This window comes from Corynebacterium ureicelerivorans (assembly GCF_000747315.1).
GTDB lineage: Bacteria > Actinomycetota > Actinomycetes > Mycobacteriales > Mycobacteriaceae > Corynebacterium > Corynebacterium mucifaciens.
In genome coordinates, this window is record NZ_CP009215.1 from 1,877,124 (window position 1) to 1,895,339 (window position 18,216).

General features: G+C 66.9%; 17 protein-coding genes. 8 read left to right on the top strand and 9 right to left on the bottom strand.

Features of this window, described 5'->3' with window-relative positions; genetic code table 11:
* Positions 1 to 20 precede the first annotated feature (20 nt).
* Both ygfZ and CUREI_RS09310 read left to right on the top strand, forming a co-directional pair.
* Positions 21 to 1,073, top strand: a complete 1,053-nt coding sequence (ygfZ, locus tag CUREI_RS09305; protein ID WP_038612939.1) for a CAF17-like 4Fe-4S cluster assembly/insertion protein YgfZ — start codon at positions 21 to 23, stop codon at positions 1,071 to 1,073.
* Between the two features lie 132 nt (positions 1,074 to 1,205).
* A complete protein-coding gene (locus CUREI_RS09310) occupies positions 1,206 to 1,406 on the top strand; it encodes a DUF3073 domain-containing protein (protein ID WP_038612941.1) in 201 nt (66 codons plus the stop codon).
* Between the two features lie 54 nt (positions 1,407 to 1,460).
* On the opposite strand, the gene purM is transcribed toward CUREI_RS09310, so the two are convergent.
* From purM to CUREI_RS09325, 3 genes are read right to left on the bottom strand one after another with little or no spacing between them, the layout of a single operon-like run.
* Positions 1,461 to 2,528, bottom strand: a complete 1,068-nt coding sequence (purM, locus tag CUREI_RS09315) for a phosphoribosylformylglycinamidine cyclo-ligase (protein ID WP_038612943.1) — start codon at positions 2,526 to 2,528, stop codon at positions 1,461 to 1,463.
* Positions 2,528 to 4,048: an amidophosphoribosyltransferase gene (gene purF / locus CUREI_RS09320; protein ID WP_051952319.1), complete on the bottom strand. Its 1,521-nt coding sequence runs from the start codon at positions 4,046 to 4,048 to the stop codon at positions 2,528 to 2,530. The genes purM and purF overlap by 1 nt, the downstream gene beginning before the upstream one ends.
* A gap of 24 nt (positions 4,049 to 4,072) precedes the next feature.
* The gene (locus CUREI_RS09325) at positions 4,073 to 4,453 is read right to left on the bottom strand and encodes a sterol carrier family protein (protein WP_038612946.1); all 381 of its coding nucleotides are present in this window, start codon (positions 4,451 to 4,453) and stop codon (positions 4,073 to 4,075) included.
* 24 nt (positions 4,454 to 4,477) lie between these two features.
* Between CUREI_RS09325 and CUREI_RS09330 the strand changes: the two genes are divergently transcribed.
* A complete protein-coding gene (locus tag CUREI_RS09330) occupies positions 4,478 to 5,485 on the top strand; it encodes an acyl-CoA thioesterase (protein WP_038612948.1) in 1,008 nt (335 codons plus the stop codon).
* A 20-nt stretch (positions 5,486 to 5,505) separates the two neighbouring features.
* On the opposite strand, the gene purL is transcribed toward CUREI_RS09330, so the two are convergent.
* From purL to purS, 3 genes are read right to left on the bottom strand one after another with little or no spacing between them, the layout of a single operon-like run.
* Positions 5,506 to 7,782: a phosphoribosylformylglycinamidine synthase subunit PurL gene (gene purL, locus CUREI_RS09335; protein WP_038612950.1), complete on the bottom strand. Its 2,277-nt coding sequence runs from the start codon at positions 7,780 to 7,782 to the stop codon at positions 5,506 to 5,508.
* A gap of 7 nt (positions 7,783 to 7,789) precedes the next feature.
* Entirely contained in the window at positions 7,790 to 8,464 is a 675-nt protein-coding gene (purQ, locus tag CUREI_RS09340) for a phosphoribosylformylglycinamidine synthase subunit PurQ (protein ID WP_038612952.1), read from the bottom strand.
* Positions 8,461 to 8,691 carry a phosphoribosylformylglycinamidine synthase subunit PurS gene (gene purS, locus CUREI_RS09345; protein ID WP_074432067.1) on the bottom strand — a complete coding sequence of 77 codons (231 nt, stop codon included), beginning with the start codon at positions 8,689 to 8,691 and terminating at the stop codon, positions 8,461 to 8,463. Before purS ends, purQ begins: the two co-directional genes overlap by 4 nt.
* 217 nt (positions 8,692 to 8,908) lie before the next feature.
* Here purS and CUREI_RS09350 point away from each other — a divergent pair, with 217 nt between their 5' ends.
* The 4 genes from CUREI_RS09350 to CUREI_RS09365 all read left to right on the top strand — a co-directional run bounded on the left by CUREI_RS09350 (position 8,909) and on the right by CUREI_RS09365 (position 13,977).
* Positions 8,909 to 11,557, top strand: coding sequence for an ExeM/NucH family extracellular endonuclease (locus tag CUREI_RS09350; protein WP_038612955.1), 2,649 nt, complete (start codon positions 8,909 to 8,911; stop codon positions 11,555 to 11,557).
* Positions 11,558 to 11,627: 70 nt separating this feature from the next.
* Positions 11,628 to 12,482 carry a metal ABC transporter solute-binding protein, Zn/Mn family gene (locus CUREI_RS09355; RefSeq protein ID WP_038614368.1) on the top strand — a complete coding sequence of 285 codons (855 nt, stop codon included), beginning with the start codon at positions 11,628 to 11,630 and terminating at the stop codon, positions 12,480 to 12,482.
* 11 nt (positions 12,483 to 12,493) lie between these two features.
* Complete coding sequence (locus CUREI_RS09360; RefSeq protein WP_038612957.1) at positions 12,494 to 13,171, top strand: metal ABC transporter ATP-binding protein; 678 nt, start codon at positions 12,494 to 12,496, stop codon at positions 13,169 to 13,171.
* Positions 13,168 to 13,977, top strand: a complete 810-nt coding sequence (locus CUREI_RS09365) for a metal ABC transporter permease (RefSeq protein ID WP_038612958.1) — start codon at positions 13,168 to 13,170, stop codon at positions 13,975 to 13,977. Before CUREI_RS09360 ends, CUREI_RS09365 begins: the two co-directional genes overlap by 4 nt.
* Here CUREI_RS09365 and CUREI_RS09370 read toward each other — a convergent pair.
* Genes CUREI_RS09370 through CUREI_RS09380 form a run of 3 tightly spaced genes read right to left on the bottom strand, consistent with a single transcriptional unit; the run spans position 13,959 to position 17,659 of the window.
* Positions 13,959 to 14,633: a DUF2334 domain-containing protein gene (locus CUREI_RS09370; protein WP_038612960.1), complete on the bottom strand. Its 675-nt coding sequence runs from the start codon at positions 14,631 to 14,633 to the stop codon at positions 13,959 to 13,961. The two genes, CUREI_RS09365 and CUREI_RS09370, sit on opposite strands and share 19 nt — an antisense overlap.
* 39 nt (positions 14,634 to 14,672) lie before the next feature.
* A complete protein-coding gene (locus CUREI_RS09375; RefSeq protein ID WP_038612962.1) occupies positions 14,673 to 16,766 on the bottom strand; it encodes a S9 family peptidase in 2,094 nt (697 codons plus the stop codon).
* Positions 16,763 to 17,659 (bottom strand): phosphoribosylaminoimidazolesuccinocarboxamide synthase, encoded by an 897-nt coding sequence (locus CUREI_RS09380; protein ID WP_038612964.1) that lies wholly within the window; start codon positions 17,657 to 17,659, stop codon positions 16,763 to 16,765. Before CUREI_RS09380 ends, CUREI_RS09375 begins: the two co-directional genes overlap by 4 nt.
* A 19-nt stretch (positions 17,660 to 17,678) precedes the next feature.
* Here CUREI_RS09380 and CUREI_RS12340 point away from each other — a divergent pair, with 19 nt between their 5' ends.
* On the top strand, positions 17,679 to 18,206 hold the full coding sequence (locus CUREI_RS12340) for a hypothetical protein (RefSeq protein ID WP_038612966.1): 528 nt from the start codon (positions 17,679 to 17,681) through the stop codon (positions 18,204 to 18,206).
* Positions 18,207 to 18,216 lie beyond the last annotated feature (10 nt).

Genomic DNA, 18,216 nt, shown 5'->3' on the forward strand with positions numbered 1-18,216 from the left:
TTCCCCTATGATAGGCCCCCATGGCTTACGCATCGGAGCTACTTGCACTCCCCGGCGCCCAAGAGCTGCCGGGGCCATCGCTTCTCGACGCCGAAGGGGTGCCCTGGCACTACGGCAACCCGCTCGGCGAACAGCGCATCACCGAGCCGACGCTGGTGGACCGCTCCAACCGCGCCGTCATCGCGGTCTCCGGCCCCGACGCACCGGGGTTCCTGAACAACCTGCTGTCGCAGAAGCTCGACACCGTCGCCGACGGCTTTGCCGCCTCGGCCCTCGACCTCGACGCGCAGGGGCGCATCCTCCACCACGCAGACGTGGCGCTGGCGGACGGCGTGTACTACCTCGACGTCCCCTCTTACCAGGGCGAATCCTTCGCAGCGTTCCTGCGCAAGATGGTCTTCTGGTCCGACGTGACTGTGGAAGAGACCGATCTTGCGGTGCTGAGCATCCTCGGGCCTGTGGGGCCAGTGGACGCCGGCCAGGTGTTCACCCGCCGCCTGGACAATTGGGGCGGGGTGGGCCGCACCGACATCGCGGTGCCTCGAGCGCACGTGGGCGAGATCGCCCAGCAGTTCCCGCTTGCGGGCCTGATGGCGTTCACCGCCTTCCGCGTCGCCGCCGGGGAACCGGAGACGCGCGCGGATCTGGATGAGAAGTCCATCCCCCACGAGGCGCCGAACCTGATCAACCGCGGTGAGGCGATCCGCGCCGTGCACCTAGAGAAGGGCTGCTACCGCGGCCAGGAAACGGTCGCGCGTGTGGAAAACCTGGGCCGCTCCCCCAGGCTGCTGGTCAAGCTGCAGCTCGATGGCTCCGCCCCGACCGAGCCGGAAACCGGCGCGGAGATCACTGCGGGCGGGCGCAAGGTCGGCCGCCTGGGCACCGTGGTCCACGACGCGGACGAGGGCCCGGTGGCGCTGGCGTTGGTGAAGCGCTCCGCGTTGGGCGCGCCGCTGGACATCGGGGGCACGGCGGCGTCCGTCGACCCGTCGTCGCTGCCGGCGGATGAAGGCGAGCACGCGGGACGCAGAGCCGTCGATAAGCTGCGCCGCGGCCCGGGCCACGACGAGTAAGACCAGCTCAGACCCCTAAGGCGCATTTTTCCCGGGCGCAGGCTATAGTGTCCTACAGGAAAATATCGTAAATAAGTATGAGGCCGCCTCGATTCGAAGGCCGCCCAAAAACCACCTCAAGGGGGTCACGCCATGGGCCGCGGACGCGCGAAAGCCAAGCAGACCAAGGTTGCTCGCCAGCTGAAGTACAACACTCCTGAAATGGATCTGGATTCCCTGCAGCGGGAACTCGCAGGCCAAGCGCCGCGACGCAGCTGGGACAACGATGAGACCGAGGTGGACGACCAGTACGCGGACTACGCCAAGTGGGACGACGAGGACGACAACCGCTAAGCCTCCACCTACGACGAAAAGGGGCACCCCAGCCGGGGTGCCCTTTTGACGTTGCTAGTACTGCGGATGGGATCCGGTCAGCACGGCGCGTTTGTCATCGCCTTCGCCGGCGGCACGGACCTCGCCGAGATCCCAGGCGTCGATGTGGCGCGCGGCGAGGATAGCCAGGGCGCGATCCCGGTCCTCCGGGCTGACCACTGCAACCATGCCCACGCCCATGTTGAACGTCTTCTCCATCTCCTCGTCCGGCACCTGGCCGACGGACTTGATGGTGCGGAAGATCGGGCCCGGGGTCCAGGTGGTGCGTCGCATCTCCGCCACGAGGCCCTCCGGGATGATGCGCTCCATGTTGCCGGCGAGCCCGCCGCCAGTGACGTGGCAGAAGGTGCGCACGTCGCACTCGGCGGCCAGTGCGAGGCAATCCAGGGCGTAGATGCGGGTCGGCTCCAGCAGCTCCTCGCCCAGCGTGCGGCCGAGCTCTTCCATCTCCGCGTCCAGCGGCAGGCCTGCGCGCTCGAGCAGCACGTGGCGGGCCAGGGAGTAGCCGTTGGAGTGCAGGCCGGAGGACGCCATGGCGATGATGGCATCGCCCTCGCGCACCTTATCCGGGCCGAGCAGCTCGGCAGCTTCGACGACGCCGACGGCGGTGGCGGAAACGTCGTACTCCTCGGGGTCCATCACGCCCGGGTGCTCAGCGGTCTCGCCGCCCAGCAGCGCGCAGCCGGCCTGGACGCAGCCCTCGGCGATGCCCGACACGATCTCGGCGACCTTCTCCGGCACGACCTTGCCGATGGCGATGTAATCCTGCAGGAACAGCGGCTCGGCACCGCAGACAACCAGGTCGTCCACGCACATGGCCACTAGGTCGATGCCGATGGTGTCGTGCTTGTCCATAGACTGAGCCACGGCGAGCTTCGTGCCCACGCCGTCGGAGCCCGCCGCCAGCAGCGGCTCCTTGTACTTCCCCAGCGCGAACAGGCCGGCGAACCCGCCTAGGCCGCCGCGGACCTCCGGGCGGGTGGCCCGCTTGGCGTGCGGGGCGAAAAGCTCGACGGCCTTGTCGCCGGCCTCGATAGAGACGCCGGCGGCCTCGTAGGAAACTGGATCGTGTTCAGTACTCATTAGGCTTCTGCACCTTTCTGCATGCGTCGGACCAGGTCTGCGTTGGGGTTGCCGTCCGGCAGGCCGAGCGGGTAATCGCCGGTAAAGCACGCCGCGCAGAGGTTGTCCTTGGGCTGGTTCGAGGCGGCGATCATGTCGTCGATAGGCACGAACGCGAGCGAATCTGCCCCGATCATCGTACGGATAGACTCCGCGATTTCCTCGTCGCTGTCCGTGTGCCCGTGGTTGGCAATGAGCTCGCCGGGGCTGGCAAAGTCGATGCCGTAGAAGCACGGCCACTTCACTGGCGGGGAGGCGATGCGCACGTGCACCTCGGCCGCCCCGGCCTCGCGCAGCATCCGGATGAGCTTGCGCTGGGTGTTGCCGCGCACGATGGAATCGTCCACCACCACGAGCTTTTTGCCCTCGATCACCTCGCGCACCGGATTGAGCTTCAACCGCAGGCCCAGCTGGCGCAGCGAGTCGGAGGGCTGGATGAAGGTGCGGCCCACGTACGCGTTTTTCATCATGCCCTGCTTGAACGGGATGCCGGAGGCTTCGGCGTAGCCGATGGCCGCGGGCGTGCCGGATTCCGGCACGGGCATGACCAAATCCGCCTCCACCGGGCTAACGCGCGAGAGCCGGCGGCCGATCTCAATACGCGAGCTGTTCACCGTCTGGCCGTCGATCACGGAGTCGGGGCGCGCGACGTAGACGTATTCGAAGACGCAGTGCGCCTTCGGCGTCTCCGCAAACCGCTCGGAGTGCACGCCGGTTTCGTCGATAGCCACCATTTCGCCCGGCTCGATGTCGCGCACGAACGACGCGCCCACGATGTCCAGGGCGCACGTCTCGGAGGCCACGACCCACCCACCGTCGAGGCGGCCCAGGGACAGCGGGCGCACGCCGTGCGGGTCCCGCGCGGCGTAGAGGGTGCGCCCGTCCGTGACCATGAAGCAGAACGCGCCCTTGATGCGGGGCAGGAGTTCACGCGCGGCGTCGATGAGCGTCTTGTCCTCGGTGACCAGATCCGCCAACAGCGCGGACACCACCGCGGTGTCGGAGGAGGAACCCTGGCCCTCCACGCCGGAGGCCGGGATCAGCTTCTTCGCAATTGCCTCCTCCTGCAGCTCCTTGTAGTTGACCAGGTTGCCGTTGTGGGCAAGCGCAATGTCGGTGCCGTTGGGGGAGGTGCGGAACATCGGCTGCACGTTCTCCCAGGAGTTGCCGCCCGCCGTGGAGTAGCGGGTGTGGCCGATAGCCACCTCACCCTGGAGCGCCTCCAGCACCGATTCGTCGAAGACCTGGCTGACTAAGCCGGTGTCCTTGAACACCACCACTTTGTCCTGGTCCCCCACCGCAATGCCGGCCCCCTCCTGGCCGCGGTGCTGCAGGGCGAACAGGCCGAAGTAGCTCAGTTTGGCTACGTCCTCACCCGGCGCCCACACGCCGAACACGCCGCACTCGTCGCGCGGGCTGTCGTTGTCGAAGCCGGCTTGCTGGCTTGGTTCAAGACTTGGTTGAGAGCTCTGCGTAAGCACGCCCAACACTGTATCCGAGCGGGGTCAGTGCAGCGCAATCACCGGAAGCCCGGCGGCGATCTCGGCCGCGCGGGAACCGGAGGCGTCGATAGTCCCCCGCCCCACCTCCGCCTCGAAAGTGGTCAGGCCGGTGGCGAGCCGCAGCCACGTCTCAGGCGCCATCTCCACCACATTCGGCGGCGTGCCGCGGGTGTGGCGGGGCCCCTCGACGCACTGCACCGCCACAAACGGCGGCACGCGCAGCTCCACGGAGTGGCCTGGCAGCTCCTCGGCGAGGGTGCGGGCGGTGCGGCGGCACGCGTTTGCCAGCTCGCTTCTCGACGGCTCCGCGCCGCCCCCCTCAAGCCACCCCGCCACCTGCTGAATCGCTTGGCGCGTCAGCGCCGGGTCCTGCTTCTGCACCATGGTGAGCCATATTAAGGTGGCGGCATGCCGAATACCCCCGTCGCCCCAGAGCGCTCCCCCTCCGTGACCCTGCGATTCATGGCCTCTCCGACCGACGTGCTGCACCACGGCGCCCAGGGCGTCTCCGGCGGTCGCGTACTGGAATGGATTGACAAGGCCGCCTACGCCTGCGCCGCTCAGTGGTCCGCCACATACTGCGTGACCGCGTACGTGGGCCACATCCACTTCACGCGCCCGATCCCCTCCGGCCACATCGTGGAGGTTCGCTCGCGCATTGCTATGACGGGCCGATCCTCCATGCACATTGTCAACGAGGTGCTCTCCGCGGACCCGCGCGAGGGCGTATTCACCCGCGCCTGTGACTGCCTCGTGGTGTTCGTGGCGAAGGACCCGGCAACCGGCAAATCCATGGCCGTGCCGACGTTCGTGCCCACCGACGAGGAAGAAAAGCGGGTGGCCGAGGCCGCGAAGTCGCGCATCGAGCTGCGCAAGGCCATCGAAGCTGAGATGGAGGCGCAGACCTACACCGACGACTCCACCGCCCCGCGCATCGTGCACCGCTTCATGGCCAAGCCAACGGACGTGAACTGGGGCGGCAACGTCCACGGCGGCACTGCTATGGAGTGGATCGACGAGGCCGGGATGTCCTGCACCATGGAGTGGTCCGGGGAGCGCACCGTGGCGGTCTACGCGGGCGGCATCCGCTTCTACCACCCGGTGCACATCGGCGACCTGATCGAGGTGGACGCCCGCATCACCCGCACGGATTCGCGCTCCATCCACACCTCCGTGCATCTGCGCGCCGGCGACCCACGCGGCGGGCGCGAGAACCTCGTGGACGCGATCCACGCGACGTTTACCTACATCGGCATTGACATCGACGGCAACCCCCTTCCCGCCCGCACGTTCACGCCGGTAACGGAGGAAGACAAGCGCCTGTGGGAGCACACCCAAACGCTGAAAGACCTGCGCGCGCAGTACGAGCCAGTGCCGCTGGTGAAGCCGCTTCCCGCGACGCAGCGGACGTTCTAGGCCCGCAAACTGGGCCGCTGCTACACCGCCGCGTTTGGCGCAGTCGCCGCTGCGAAGTGCGACGGCATCGTCGCGGCCCACGCGCCAGCGAGCTCGAGCATCGCGATCTCCTGGCCTGCCACGCGAAGCACGCCGTCGTTGGTGGTCTCGCCCAGCACCGCCACCGGGATACCGGCTGCGGTCGCCTGTTCCACGGCGGCCTCCGCCCGGTCAGAGGTCACGGCGACCAAGACGCGGGAAGCAGACTCGGAGAACAGTGCGGTGAAAGCGTCCTCGTGCACGCCGTTCAGGTGCAACTGCGCGCCCTTGTCCGAGCCGAGCAGCAGCTCGAACACCGCCTGCGACAGGCCGCCCTCCGACAGGTCGTGGGCGGCGGCGATGCCAGCGGCGTTGTCGGCGAAGAACGCGGCCAGGCGCGCCTCGTTGGCCAGGTCCACCTGCGGCGGCAGGCCGGACAGGCCCGCACCGGAGATGTCCTGCCACACAGAGCCGCCGAACTCGTCTTTGGTCTCGCCCAGCACGATGAGGGTGTACTGCTCGTCCGCGGACGGCAAGGCGTGCGGAATGGCCTGCTCCACATCCTCCATCACGCCCAGGACGCCGACAACCGGAGTGGGCAGAATCGGCGTCTCGCCAGTCTGGTTGTAGAAGGACACGTTGCCGCCGGAGACCGGGATGGCGAGCTCGGCGGAGCCGTCGGCAAGCCCGTGCACCGCCTCGCGGAACTGCCACATCACGTCCGGGTTCTCCGGGGAACCGAAGTTGAGGCAGTTGGTCACGGCAACCGGGGTGGCGCCGGTGACGGCGACGTTGCGGTACGCCTCCGCCAGCGCGAGGCGGGCACCCATGTTCGGGTCGAGGTAGGTGTAGCGGCCGGACGCGTCCGCAGACACGGCCACGCCGCGGTTGGTCTCCTCGTTGATGCGCAGCACGCCGGAGTTGGCGTACTTGGCCTGCACGGTGTTGCCGCGCACGTAGCGGTCGTACTGCTCCGTGATGAAGTCGCGCGAGCAAAGCGCCGGCGATGCGACCATCTTCAACCATGCGTCCTTGATGTCGCCCTGCTTCTCGACACCACCTTTGGCCTGCACCGCGTCCTGCCAATCCGGGCGGGCGTAGGGGCGCTCGTACACCGGGCCCTCGTCGATGGTTGACGGCGGCGCGTCGACGACGAGCTCACCGTTGTGGAACACCTGGAGGCGATCCGCGTCGGAGGTGACCTCGCCGATGACTGAAGCAAGCACGTCCCACTTCGCGCAGATCTCCATGAACTTGTCCACGTCCTCCGGTGCCACGACCGCGCACATGCGTTCCTGGGATTCGGAGGCGAGGATCTCTGCGGCCGACATGTTCTCGGCGCGCAGCGGCACGTTGTCGAGGTTGACGGTCATGCCGCCGTCGCCCGATGCCGCCAGCTCAGAGGTGGCGCAGGACAGCCCGCCGCCGCCGAGGTCCTGGATGCCCTCGACCACGCCCGCGGCGTAGAGCTCGAGGCAGCACTCGATGAGCACCTTTTCCGCGAACGGGTCGCCGACCTGCACAGCCGGGAGCTTGCGCTCCGCGCCTTCCTCGAAGGTGGCGGAGCCCAGCACGGACACGCCGCCGATGCCGTCCAGGCCAGTGCGGGAGCCGAACAGGATGACCTTGTTGCCGGTGCCCGAGGCGAACGCGAGGTGGAGGTCCTCCACCTTCAGCGTGCCCACGCACAGGGCGTTGACCAGCGGGTTGCCGGCGTATGCCGGGTCGAACACGGTCTCGCCGCCGATGTTGGGCAAGCCCAGGCAGTTGCCGTAGCCGCCGATGCCGTGGACGACGCCCGGCAGGACGCGCTTGGTGTCGTCGGCGTCGATCGGGCCGAAGCGCAGCTGGTCCATCACGGCGATCGGGCGGGCGCCCATGGCCATGATGTCGCGGACGATGCCGCCCACGCCGGTGGCTGCGCCCTGGTAGGGCTCCACAAAGGACGGGTGGTTGTGGCTTTCCACGCGGAACGTCACCGCGTCGCCGCCGCCGATGTCCACCACGCCGGCGTTCTCGCCGATGCCGGCGAGGATCTTGGACGCCATCTCCTCGGTCATGGTCTGGCCGAAGTAGCGCAGGTGCGTCTTGGAGGACTTGTAGGAGCAGTGCTCGGACCACATGACGGAGTACAGCGTCAGCTCCGCGTCGGTAGGCCGGCGGCCGAGGATGGCCTTGATCTTGGCGTACTCGTCGTCCTTCAGCCCCAGCTCGGCGTACGGCTGCGCCAGGTCCGGGGTGTCGAAGGCGTGTTGGACAGTGTCGTTGTGCACGGTCATTTCGGGTTTACGCTCCGATCTTCGAAATCGCGTCGATAACGGAAGTGAACAAGCCGAGGCCGTCCGTGGACGGGCCGGTGAGGGTCTCAATGGCGTGCTCGGGGTGCGGCATGAGGCCGACGACACGGCCGGTCTCGTTGGTCACGCCGGCGATGCCGTTGATGGAGCCGTTGAAGTTGTCCGTGTAGCGGAACACCACGCGCCCCTCTTTTTCCAGCGCCTCGATCGTCTCCGGCGCGGCCTGGAAGCGCCCTTCGCCGTGCTTGGCCGGCACGTAAATGCGCTCGCCCAGCTGCCCCGTCCACGCCGTCGCATTGTTCGCCACCTCGAGGTAGGTGTCCACGCAGTGGAAATTGAGCCCCTGGTTGCGCGTAAGCGCGCCCGGCAGCAGTCCTGCCTCGGTAAGAATCTGGAAACCGTTGCAGATACCCAGCACCGGCATGCCCTTCTTCGCGGCCTCCACGACGGCACCCATCATCGGCGCCTGCGCGGCAATTGCCCCGGAGCGCAGGTAGTCGCCGTAGGAAAACCCACCCGGAACGACAACAGCGTCGACGCCGGTCAGGTCGTCGTCCGCGTGCCACAGCTGGCGAGGCTGCGCACCGGCGAGGCGGACGGCGCGCAGCGCGTCAACGTCGTCCAGCGTGCCTGGAAAAGTAATGACTCCGATGGTTGCGCTCATCGCACAACCTCGAAGTCCTCGATCACAGTGTTGGTCAACAGCGTCTCGGCCATGCGCTGCAGCTCGGCGTCAGAGACCGAGTCATCCACCTCAATTTCAAAGCGCTTGCCCTGGCGAACGTCGGTCACCCCCTCGACCCCGATGCGGCCCAGTGCACGGAGCACCGCCTGACCCTGCGGGTCAAGAATTTCAGCCTTGGGCATGACATTGACAACGACTCGTGCCATGAGAATCCTTCACGTTTCGGGAGGTTGATCGTCCGTTGCGGTACGCGCGTCAGTATATCGGACGGCCCGACACGCCCCGAAACCCTTGGTGAACTGCCCACGGTGAACGGGCGGTGAATTCTTTGCAACGTGCGCCGCATCGCTGAGCGGAGTGCGTAAACCAGCGTTAATTTAACGTGGCTTCAGCTTTTCCCACCGCTTCCCCAAGAGGTTTTTCATGAATAACAAGGTTCTCAGCGCAACGTTCATCGTCGCGCTTGCAGCCGGCACCGTGTCCGTCGTCGCACCGACCGCATCGGCGGCACCGGACGGCTCCAGCGTCGTCATCAACGAGACCTACGGCGGCGGAGGCAACTCGGGCGCGAAGTACACCCACGACTTCGTCGAGCTGTACAACCCGACCGACCAGGACATTGACGTCACCGGCTGGGTGCTGGACCAGCAGTCCGCTGCCGGCAACTCCGGCTCGAAGGTGACTCTGAGCGGTGTTGTGCCCGCTGGCGGGTACTTCCTCGTTCAGGGCAACCGTGGCGAAAGCGGGTCGGGTGACGCGCTTCCTACTCCCGACCAGGAGGCGGGGTTCAACTTCGGCGCCAAGGCAGCCATCGCCGTCTTGTCCAGCGGCGACCGCGAGATTGACCGCGTGGGTTGGGGCAGCGCCTCGAACCCGGAAGGGAAAGCTGCGGGCGGCACCACGAACGGGACGTCCGTCCAGCGCAAGGAAGCGGGCAAAGACACCGACAACAACGCGGACGACTTCCTAGTCGCGGAGCCGACACCGCAGAATTCTGGCAGTGCGGGCGAAACACCTGTCGACCCTGCTCCGGAGAACCCGACGCCGCAGCTGGGTGAGGTCACCCGGATCGCCGACATCCAGGGCACCGGCGCAGCTTCTCCGCTGGTGGGTAAGACGGTCACCACCGAAGGCGTCGTCACCGCCGTCTACGAGGCGGGCGGGAAGAGCGGTTTCTTCCTGCAGGCTGGCGGCTCCGGCTCCGAGAAGCATCCGGGCGACGCGTCCGACGGCATCTTCGTGTACATGAACACGAACACCGACTATCCGCAGCGCGGAGAATCCGTCCGTGTGTCCGGCCAGGTGGGCGAGCACTTCACACAGACGCAGATCACGATGGCGTCGATGGATACGCTCGACAATGCTCTCGAGGTGCCGAAGGCTGTGGAGATCGAGACCCTTCCCGCTGGCGACGAGGCCCGCGAACCGTACGAGGGCATGCTCGTGCGCCCGAAGGGGCCGTACACGGTGACCAACAACTACACGCTCAACACCTATGGTGAGCTTGGCCTGGCGCCGGGCGAGCGCGCGCACCGCACACCGACGGACGTCGTCGCCCCGGGTGCTCCCGCGGCCGAGCTCCAGGCGAAGCAGGATGCGGAAGTGGTGTACCTCGACGACGGCCGCACCAAGGATTACTTCCGCACCGACAAGCACACGCCGCTGCCGTACATCGTCACCTCCGAGGGCGGCGTGAAGTCCATCCGCACCGGCGACCAGGTGGACTTCCAAACCGACGTGGTGGTGGACTACTCCTTCAACCAGTGGCGTTTCCAGCCGCTCGAGCCGATCACCGGCAAGAACGCGGCGGAGGAATTGCCCATTGCCTGGGAGGATTCCCGCGGTGCTGCGTACGACGTGCCGGACACCGTAGAGGGCGACTACTCTATCGGCTTCTTCAACGTGCTGAACTACTTCAGCTCGCTGGGCAGGGACGAGCAGGGGTGCAAGGCGTACAACGACATCAACGGCCAGCCCGTCGGCGCGAACAACTGCAAGGTTCGCGGCGCCTTCTCCCAGGATGCCTTCCAAGACCAGCAGGCGAAGATCGTCACCGCCATCAACAAGCTGGACACCGCAGTGCTCGGCCTGTCTGAAATCGAAAACACCGCAACCGTGACGGGCGACGTAGCGAAGCGCGACGAAGCGCTGCAAAACCTCGTAGCGGCGCTCAATGCCAAGGAACCCAACAAGTGGGCGCTGGTGGAGTCCCCGGAGAAGCTGGGTACCGACGAAGACGTCATCCGCGTCGCGTTCATTTACCAGCCGGCGAAGGTGGAGCCGGTCGGCGAGTCCATCATCTTCGACGACGAGGCGTTCAGCCGCACCGCGCGCCAGCCACTGGCTCAAGAGTTCGACACCGTCGGTAACGACGAAGACACGAACTTCGTGGCTGTAGTCAACCACTTCAAGTCCAAGGGCTCCGTCGTGCAGGGCGACGGAGATAAAGGCGACGGCCAGGGCAACAACGCAAACGTGCGCACCCGCCAGTCTGAGGCGCTGCTGAAGCACCTTGGCGAGCAGAACCAGTGGGCGGAGCTTCCGACCTTCTTCGTGGGCGACTTCAACGCCTACACCAAGGAAGACGCGATCACGAAGCTGGTCGAAGACGGCTTCAACATCGTCGAGTCCGAGAAGGACTATGACCAGGCGTCCTACCAGTTCGCTGGTCAGCTGGGCACCCTGGATCACGTTCTGGCTAACGCTGCGGCAACTGAGCTCATCCAGGATTCCGCAGTGTGGAACATCAACGGCGACGAACCGGTCGCGTTCGAGTACTCCCGTCGTAACTACAACGCGCAGGACTTCTTCGGCGAGGGCGATGACAAGCTCTACGGCTACGGCAACCCGTTCCGTTCCTCCGACCACGACCCGGTGAAGGTGGGCTTTTCCACAGCGGAGAAGCACGACCCGCAGGCCGGTGGCGGAATGAGCACCAAGCAATACCCGATGAGCACCGTCCTGGGCATTCTGTTGGGCGTGCTCGCAGGGATTGCGGCGAGTCTTGGCGTGCTCCACTTCCTCATGCCTGGTGCGGTGAACGAACGGCTGAAGCAGTGGGGCCTGCGCTAGCGCGCCTCCTCGTGTGGAGTGCGCGCCATTCAAATTGAAAACCGTTTTCAATAATGGTTAGATGCACTCCATGCGAAACCCCAAAATCGTGGCCGTCGTCGCCGCCGCAACCTTGCTCACCGCCTGCACCGCAACCGAGGAAGGCGACGGCAACGCACAGCCGGACTTGCTCGCGACAACCGGCGTGTGGGCGGACGTGGCGGCCGCGGTCACCGGCACAGACGTGGACGCGATCATCACCGGCACAGACGTCGATCCGCACCACTTCGAGCCGACGGCGCAGGACCTAGCCAAGGTCAAGGCTGCCGACACGCTCGTGGCGAACGGCGGCGGGTACGACCACAGCCTGTACTCGGTTGCCGAGCAAGACAAGGTCGTCTTCGCTATCCCGCCCGCCGAAGATGGCGCAGAACACGACCACAGCCACGGCACCGAGGACCTCGACAGCATCGAACACATTTGGTTCAACCCGGGCAAGGTCAAGGAGGTTGCCCGGGAGGTGGCGCAGCGGGCAGGCGGCTCGGCGGCAGACGTGGAGGCGCGAATGGATGCCGTGGAGGCCAAACTCGCGGAGATCGGCAGCGTCCGCCTCGCGGCGACGGAGCCGATCGCGACGGGCCTGATCTACGGCACTGAGCTGCACGATGTCACCCCGGATGGCTACCTTCACGCCGCGCTCAACGAGTCGGAGCCGTCCGCGCAGGACATCGCCGCGTTCCTAGAGACGATCGAGGCAGGCGAGCTGGATCTGCTGGTGTATAACCCGCAGTCCACCACTAGCGCCGCCGACCGCATTGTCGAGGCGGCGAGAGAGCACGGGGTGGACGTGGTGGAGATCAGCGAGATCCCGCCTGCCGGCACGAATTTCCTGGACTACATGGATTCCGTGGTGGACCAGATCGCTCAAGCAGCCGCGCGCCACTAGGATCCCCGCAAGTGATCCTTCAGATTCGTGGCGCCGCCGTCGCGCCCCTGTGGAGCGGCCTCGACCTCACGCTCGAGCGCGGCGAGTTCCTCGCAGTGCTTGGGCCGAACGGGGTGGGCAAATCGACGCTCCTCGGCACCATCCTGGGCGTGCGCGAGCTCACCGCCGGCAGCGTCGAGGTTGTCGGCCGCGTCGGGTTGATTCCGCAGCAGCGCATGTTCCCCCGCGATCTCCCCGTGCGGGGGCGGGACCTGGTCTCGCTTGCAATTTCGCACCGGCGGCCGGTGGGCGAAGCGGTCGTCGACAAGCAGCTCGACGCCGTGGGGGCGCTCGGGTTTGCCAACGAGCGCGTGGGGCTGCTCTCCGGAGGGCAGCAGCAGCTTATCCGCCAAGCGCAGGCGTTTGCGCAGAACCCGGAGCTTGTGCTTGCCGACGAGCCACTGCTCTCCCTCGACCCGGCCCGCCAACGCGGCACCGTCCGCAGGCTGCACGAGCACCCGGCGGCGGTGGTGTGCGTGACCCACTCCATCAACCCGTTACTCGGCGTGGTCGACCGCGTGCTCTACATCGGGCCAGAGGGCCACGTGGTGGGCACAGTGGGCGAGGTCATGCGCTCTGAAGTGCTCAGCGAGTTGTATGGCACGCGCGTGGACGTGGTCGAGGTGGACGGAAGGATGGTGGTCCTGTGACAACGCTCGAGCTGCTCAACCTGGGCTTCGTGCGCGCGACCCTGGTGGCGTGCGCCCTGCTGGGTGTCTTGTCGGGGGTGATGGCGCCGCTGGTGGTGCTGCGCCAGATGTCGTTTTCGGTCCACGCCACGAGCGAACTGGCGCTGATGGGCGCCTCCGCGGCCCTGCTGTTCGGCCTCAACGTCGGCGCGGGCGCGATTGCCGGCGCCGTGGTGGCCGCGCTCGTGCTGGCCGCGCTGGGTCTGAAAGGCCAGCAGGATTCGGCCGTGGGCGTAGTGATGAGCTTCGGCATGGGCCTGTCCGTGCTGTTCATCCACCTCTACCCGGGCAATTCCGGCCGCGCGCTGTCGCTGCTCACCGGCCAAATTGTGGGCGTGAACGGGCAAGACCTGTGGTTGCTGGGTCTGACCACCGCGGTTGTGGTCGTCGCCGTGGCCGCGTGCTGGCGACCGCTGCTGTTCGCCTCCGCAGACCCGGAGATGGCCGCGGCCAGCGGCGTGCCGGTGCGCGCCATGGCCTTCCTGTTCGCAGTCCTGGTGGGCGTGGCCTCGGCGCAAAGCGTCCAGATCGTCGGCGCGCTGCTGGTGATGTCGCTGTTGATCACCCCTGGCGCCGCCGCCGCGCAGATCACGGCCAGCCCGCGCAGGGCGGTCGTCTATTCGGTGGTGTTCGCTGAGCTTTCTGCGGTGGGCGGGATGCTGCTCTCGCTCGCCCCCGGGGTGCCCGTCTCGGTGTTCGTGGCGTTCGTGTCCTTCGGCATCTACCTGGTGTGCCGGGGCGTGGGGCGTTATAGGAACGCCCGGTAGTCATCGGGCCGCGCGCCGGCGTCCACCGCCGCCTCAGCCGCATTGAGGAAGTCCCGGCGCACTTTCTTCTGGTCGAGCTCGCGGCCGGAGACCGAGAGCCTGATCGTGTTACCCCGCTCCGCGCCACGCGCCGCCGCCTTGATCACGTTGCGGCGCCACCACTTCGCCGCGCCGTAGCCTTCACCCACCGAGAGGTTGCGGGATTGCGTGAACCCGCCGGTGCGCAGGTTGTGGATGCCCTTGCTGGACACAGCGATGTCGAACGCGAAATCAGGCAAGACATCCAGCGTGCCCCGGGAAAGCTGCCAGCGCGGCGGTGCGAACATGCGCAGGTCGAACCCGAGGGACTCCATCTGGCGTGTAGCCCCCTTGAGGCGCAGCCGAGCCTCGTGTTCTTGGAGGGTGGCAAATTCGGCGCGGCGGCCCTGCACCGGCTGGTCAAAGCCGTTGAGCAGCACAGCCCGATCACCGAGCTGCGCGCGCAGCCATGAACGGGTCTGCTTGTCTTTTGCCAGGTGCCACCGCTTGTCAATGTGCGGCGCCACCAAGAGCGACACCGGAATCTCCCGGCGGTCCAGCTCGTCCACCAGGTTGCGCACCCCGTCCAGGGTCTCGTCGAAAATAGAGGAAACGGAGACGAGGAGACGGCCTGGCATACCGGAAATTATCGCACAACCGGCCCGTCCCCGCGCGCCCTACCTCGTCACCTCATCCGCTCCGGCGGTGACCAGCGTCCACGCGTACTCGAACGCCGTCTGCTTCCACTTGGCGTAGCGGCCGGACACGCCGCCGTGCCCCGCGGACATTTCCGTCTTGAGCAAGAACGGCCCACCGCGGCCGACTTCCCGCAACTTGGCTATCCACTTCGCGGGCTCGACGTAAAGCACGCGCGTGTCGTTGAGGGAGGTCACGGCCAGAACCGCCGGGTACTCCTGGTCGGCGACGTTCTCGTATGGGGCGTACGTGGCCATGTAGTCGTACACCTCCGGGTCGTGGTACGGGTCGCCCCACTCCTCCCACTCGCCCACCGTCAGCGGCAGCTCGGGCTTCAGAATGGAGGTCAGCGGGTCCACGAACGGCACGACGGCGAGGATTCCGGCAAACTTCTCCGGCGCCATGTTGGCCACCGCGCCCATGAGCAGCCCGCCTGCGGAGCCGCCTTCTGCCACCAGCCGCTCGGGGGTGGTCAGGCCCAGCTCCACGAGACGATCCGCGCACGCGATGAAGTCCGTGAACGTGTTGGTCTTGTGCAGCATCTTGCCGTTGTCGTACCAGCCGCGGCCCATCTCGCCGCCGCCGCGCACATGTGCGCAGGCCCACACCATGCCGCGGTCGAGCAGGCTCAGCCGCGACACCGAGAACCCGGGGTCCATGGAGGCCTCGTACGAGCCGTACCCGTACAGCAGCGCGGGCGCCTGCTTCTCGACACCCCTCCGGCGCACCACCGAGACCGGCACCTGCTCCCCGTCCGGGGCGGTCGCCCACACACGGAATGCCTCGTACTCGCTCGGGTCGTAGCCGCCCTCGACCTCCTGCTCTTTCAGCAACGTCGTCTCGCCGGTGGAAACGTTGTAGTCCAGCACCTGCGTCGGCTGGGTGTAGGAGGAGTAGACGACGCGGACCACCGGGGCTTCCCACTCGGGGTTGCCGCCCAGCCCCACGGTGTAGAGCTCCTCGGAGAACGCAAGCTCCGTGAAATCGCCGAAGCGCTCACCCAGCGGGGCCACCGCCAGGCGCGAGATACCGCCGCGGCGGTACTCCATGAACATGAAGTCGCGGTACGTGTCCACGCCTTCGACGCGCACGGTGTCGGAATGCTCCACCAATACGTCGAGCTCCCGCAGGGGCGGCAAGGTACCGACAGGAACCGTCGAGACGCAGAAGTTCGGCCCGTGGGCGTTGTGGGTGACCACCCACTGTTCTTCGCCACCCACGACGGCGAGGTTCACGCCGTACTCGATGCCGGCTTCGCGCGGCCACATGACCTCGAAGGACGCAGTGGGATCTGCAAGCGGCACCACGCGGTACTCGGAGGTCAGCGATGACGACGCCGCAATGAACAGGTAGCGTTCGGCGCGGTCCACGCCGACGCCAACGCCGAATTTTTCGTCCGGCTCCTCGTAGACCAGCACGTCCTCGGACGCATCGGTGCCGAGCGCGTGCCGCCACACCTGGTAGGGGCGCCACGCGTCGTCCACGCGGACGTAGAACAGGTAGTCCTCCCCCGCCCAGGTCGCGCCGTAGAAGATGCCCTCTAGGACGTCGTCGAGCGACTCGCCGGTCTGCAGGTCCTTCACTCGCAGGGTGAAGCGCTCGTCGCCGGCGGTGTCGTAGGAATACGCGAGCAGCCGGCCGGAGGTGGACACCGACGACGCCCCGATGGAAAAGAACTCGTGTCCAGCGGCCAGCTCGTTGACGTCGAGAAGCACCTGCTCCCCCGGCATCTCGTCCGTGACCTCGGGCGGCGTCCACGGCTCGCCAGCGGTGGGCACACGGCACGAGATGGCGTAGTCCTTGCCCTCGATGGTGCGCCCGTAGTACCACCAGTCGCCCTGACGCACCGGCACGGACATATCCGTTTCTTTGATCCGGGACTTGATCTCGTTGTAGACGTCGTCCACCAGCCCAGACCACGCGGACGTCTGCGCGTCCGTGTAGGCGTTTTCCGCCTCGAGGTGGGCGATGACCTCGGGGTTGTCCTTGTCGCGCAGCCACTCGTAGTCGTCTACGAACTCCCGGCCGTGGAACGCGCGGGTGCTCGGGCGCTTGGCAGCTACCGGAGGGATCATGCGTGCTCACCCGGCCACTCGGAAAAGCGGCGACCGCTGAGTCGCTCGTACGCCTCGATGTAGCGCTCGCGGGTGGCCTCGACCACGGAGCCGGGCAGCTCCGGCGGCGGGGTGCCTTCTTCCTGGTCCCAGCCGGCCTTGGGGCCGGTGAGCCAGTTGCGCACGTATTGCTTGTCAAAGCTGGGCTGGCTGCGCCCCTCCTCGTAGCTGTCCGCCGGCCAGTAGCGGGAGGAGTCCGGCGTCAGCACTTCGTCGGCAAGCACGAGCTCACCGTGTTCGTCCAGCCCGAACTCGAGCTTGGTGTCGGCGAGGATGATGCCCTTGCTCTCCGCGTAGTCGGCGGCGCGGCGGTACACATCCAGGGTCGCGTCGCGCAGGCGCTCGGCAAGCTCACCGCCAAGCTTGCCCGCCATGTGCTCGAACGTGACGTTGACGTCGTGGTCGCCCTGCTCCGCCTTAGTGGCGGGGGTGAAGATTGGCTCCTCCAGCTTGGATGCCTCCGTGAGCCCCTCGGGCAGCTTCACGCCGCACACCCGCCCGGTGGCGTCGTACTCCTTCTTGCCGGAGCCGGTGAGGTAACCGCGGGCAACGCACTCGAACGGCACCATGTCCAGCTTCTTCACCACCATCGCGCGGCCGAGGACGTCGGCGGGGATGCGCTCGTCGTCGATCGGACCGGCCAGGTGGTTCGGCACGTCGGACAGCAGGTCGAAGAAGAACATCGAGGTCGCGGTGAGGATTCGCCCCTTGTCCGGGATTGCCGGCTCGAGGGAGAAATCGAACGCGGAGATACGGTCGGTCGCGACCATGAGCAGGGTCTGGTCATCCACCTCGTAGATTTCGCGAACCTTGCCGCCGGAGATGTGTGAGTAATCTGAAAGCTCTGGACGCATGCGCGCTAGTATATGCGCCGTGAAAATCCGTGCGACCGCAGTCCTCCTCCCCCTCGCGTTGGTTGCCTGCGCCGCGCCGGCGCCGTTTGACGGCGACATGCCGCCGTTTACCCCCTCCCGCGACGGCGCGACATTCCGCTTCGGCCAAACCGCGAGCATCGTCACCGAGGACGTGCGCTTCCACGTGCCCGTGCAGTGGGAGATCACGGTGGATGAGCCCACCACCTCCCGCGCGCCCCGCAGTGCGGCAGAGGCAGCGAGCATCGTGTGCTTCCCGGTCACCTACACCCCGGTGGCTATCGGCGAATTCTCCCGCGACGTCACTGTCGCAATGCCTGAGCTTTCGCCTATCGACGGCTCCCTGGCCGCCAACCGGGCCGACCCCGCCTACTGCGGCGACACCACCGTCACCGGCTACATCCGGGACCTGCGGGAAAACGACACCTACGAGGGCTTCGTCGCCTCCTGGGCCGGCAGCGCCGACCCGGGGATTGTGGCCACGGGCGTCGAGCTGCGCAGCCACGACGCCGCCGTGACCTGGGAATAGCTCTGGAAGT

Excerpts from the sequence above, each read along its gene's own strand:
- ygfZ (WP_038612939.1), top strand. The coding sequence starts at position 21 with ATGGCTTACGCATCGGAGCTACTTGCACTCCCCGGCGCCCAAGAGCTG.
- CUREI_RS09310 (WP_038612941.1), top strand. The coding sequence starts at position 1,206 with ATGGGCCGCGGACGCGCGAAAGCCAAGCAGACCAAGGTTGCTCGCCAG.
- purM (WP_038612943.1), bottom strand. The coding sequence starts at position 2,528 with ATGAGTACTGAACACGATCCAGTTTCCTACGAGGCCGCCGGCGTCTCT.
- CUREI_RS09325 (WP_038612946.1), bottom strand. The coding sequence starts at position 4,453 with ATGGTGCAGAAGCAGGACCCGGCGCTGACGCGCCAAGCGATTCAGCAG.
- CUREI_RS09330 (WP_038612948.1), top strand. The coding sequence starts at position 4,478 with ATGCCGAATACCCCCGTCGCCCCAGAGCGCTCCCCCTCCGTGACCCTG.
- purL (WP_038612950.1), bottom strand. The coding sequence starts at position 7,782 with ATGACCGTGCACAACGACACTGTCCAACACGCCTTCGACACCCCGGAC.
- purQ (WP_038612952.1), bottom strand. The coding sequence starts at position 8,464 with ATGAGCGCAACCATCGGAGTCATTACTTTTCCAGGCACGCTGGACGAC.
- purS (WP_074432067.1), bottom strand. The coding sequence starts at position 8,691 with ATGGCACGAGTCGTTGTCAATGTCATGCCCAAGGCTGAAATTCTTGAC.
- CUREI_RS09350 (WP_038612955.1), top strand. The coding sequence starts at position 8,909 with ATGAATAACAAGGTTCTCAGCGCAACGTTCATCGTCGCGCTTGCAGCC.
- CUREI_RS09355 (WP_038614368.1), top strand. The coding sequence starts at position 11,628 with ATGCGAAACCCCAAAATCGTGGCCGTCGTCGCCGCCGCAACCTTGCTC.
- CUREI_RS09370 (WP_038612960.1), bottom strand. The coding sequence starts at position 14,633 with ATGCCAGGCCGTCTCCTCGTCTCCGTTTCCTCTATTTTCGACGAGACC.
- CUREI_RS09375 (WP_038612962.1), bottom strand. The coding sequence starts at position 16,766 with ATGATCCCTCCGGTAGCTGCCAAGCGCCCGAGCACCCGCGCGTTCCAC.
- CUREI_RS09380 (WP_038612964.1), bottom strand. The coding sequence starts at position 17,659 with ATGCGTCCAGAGCTTTCAGATTACTCACACATCTCCGGCGGCAAGGTT.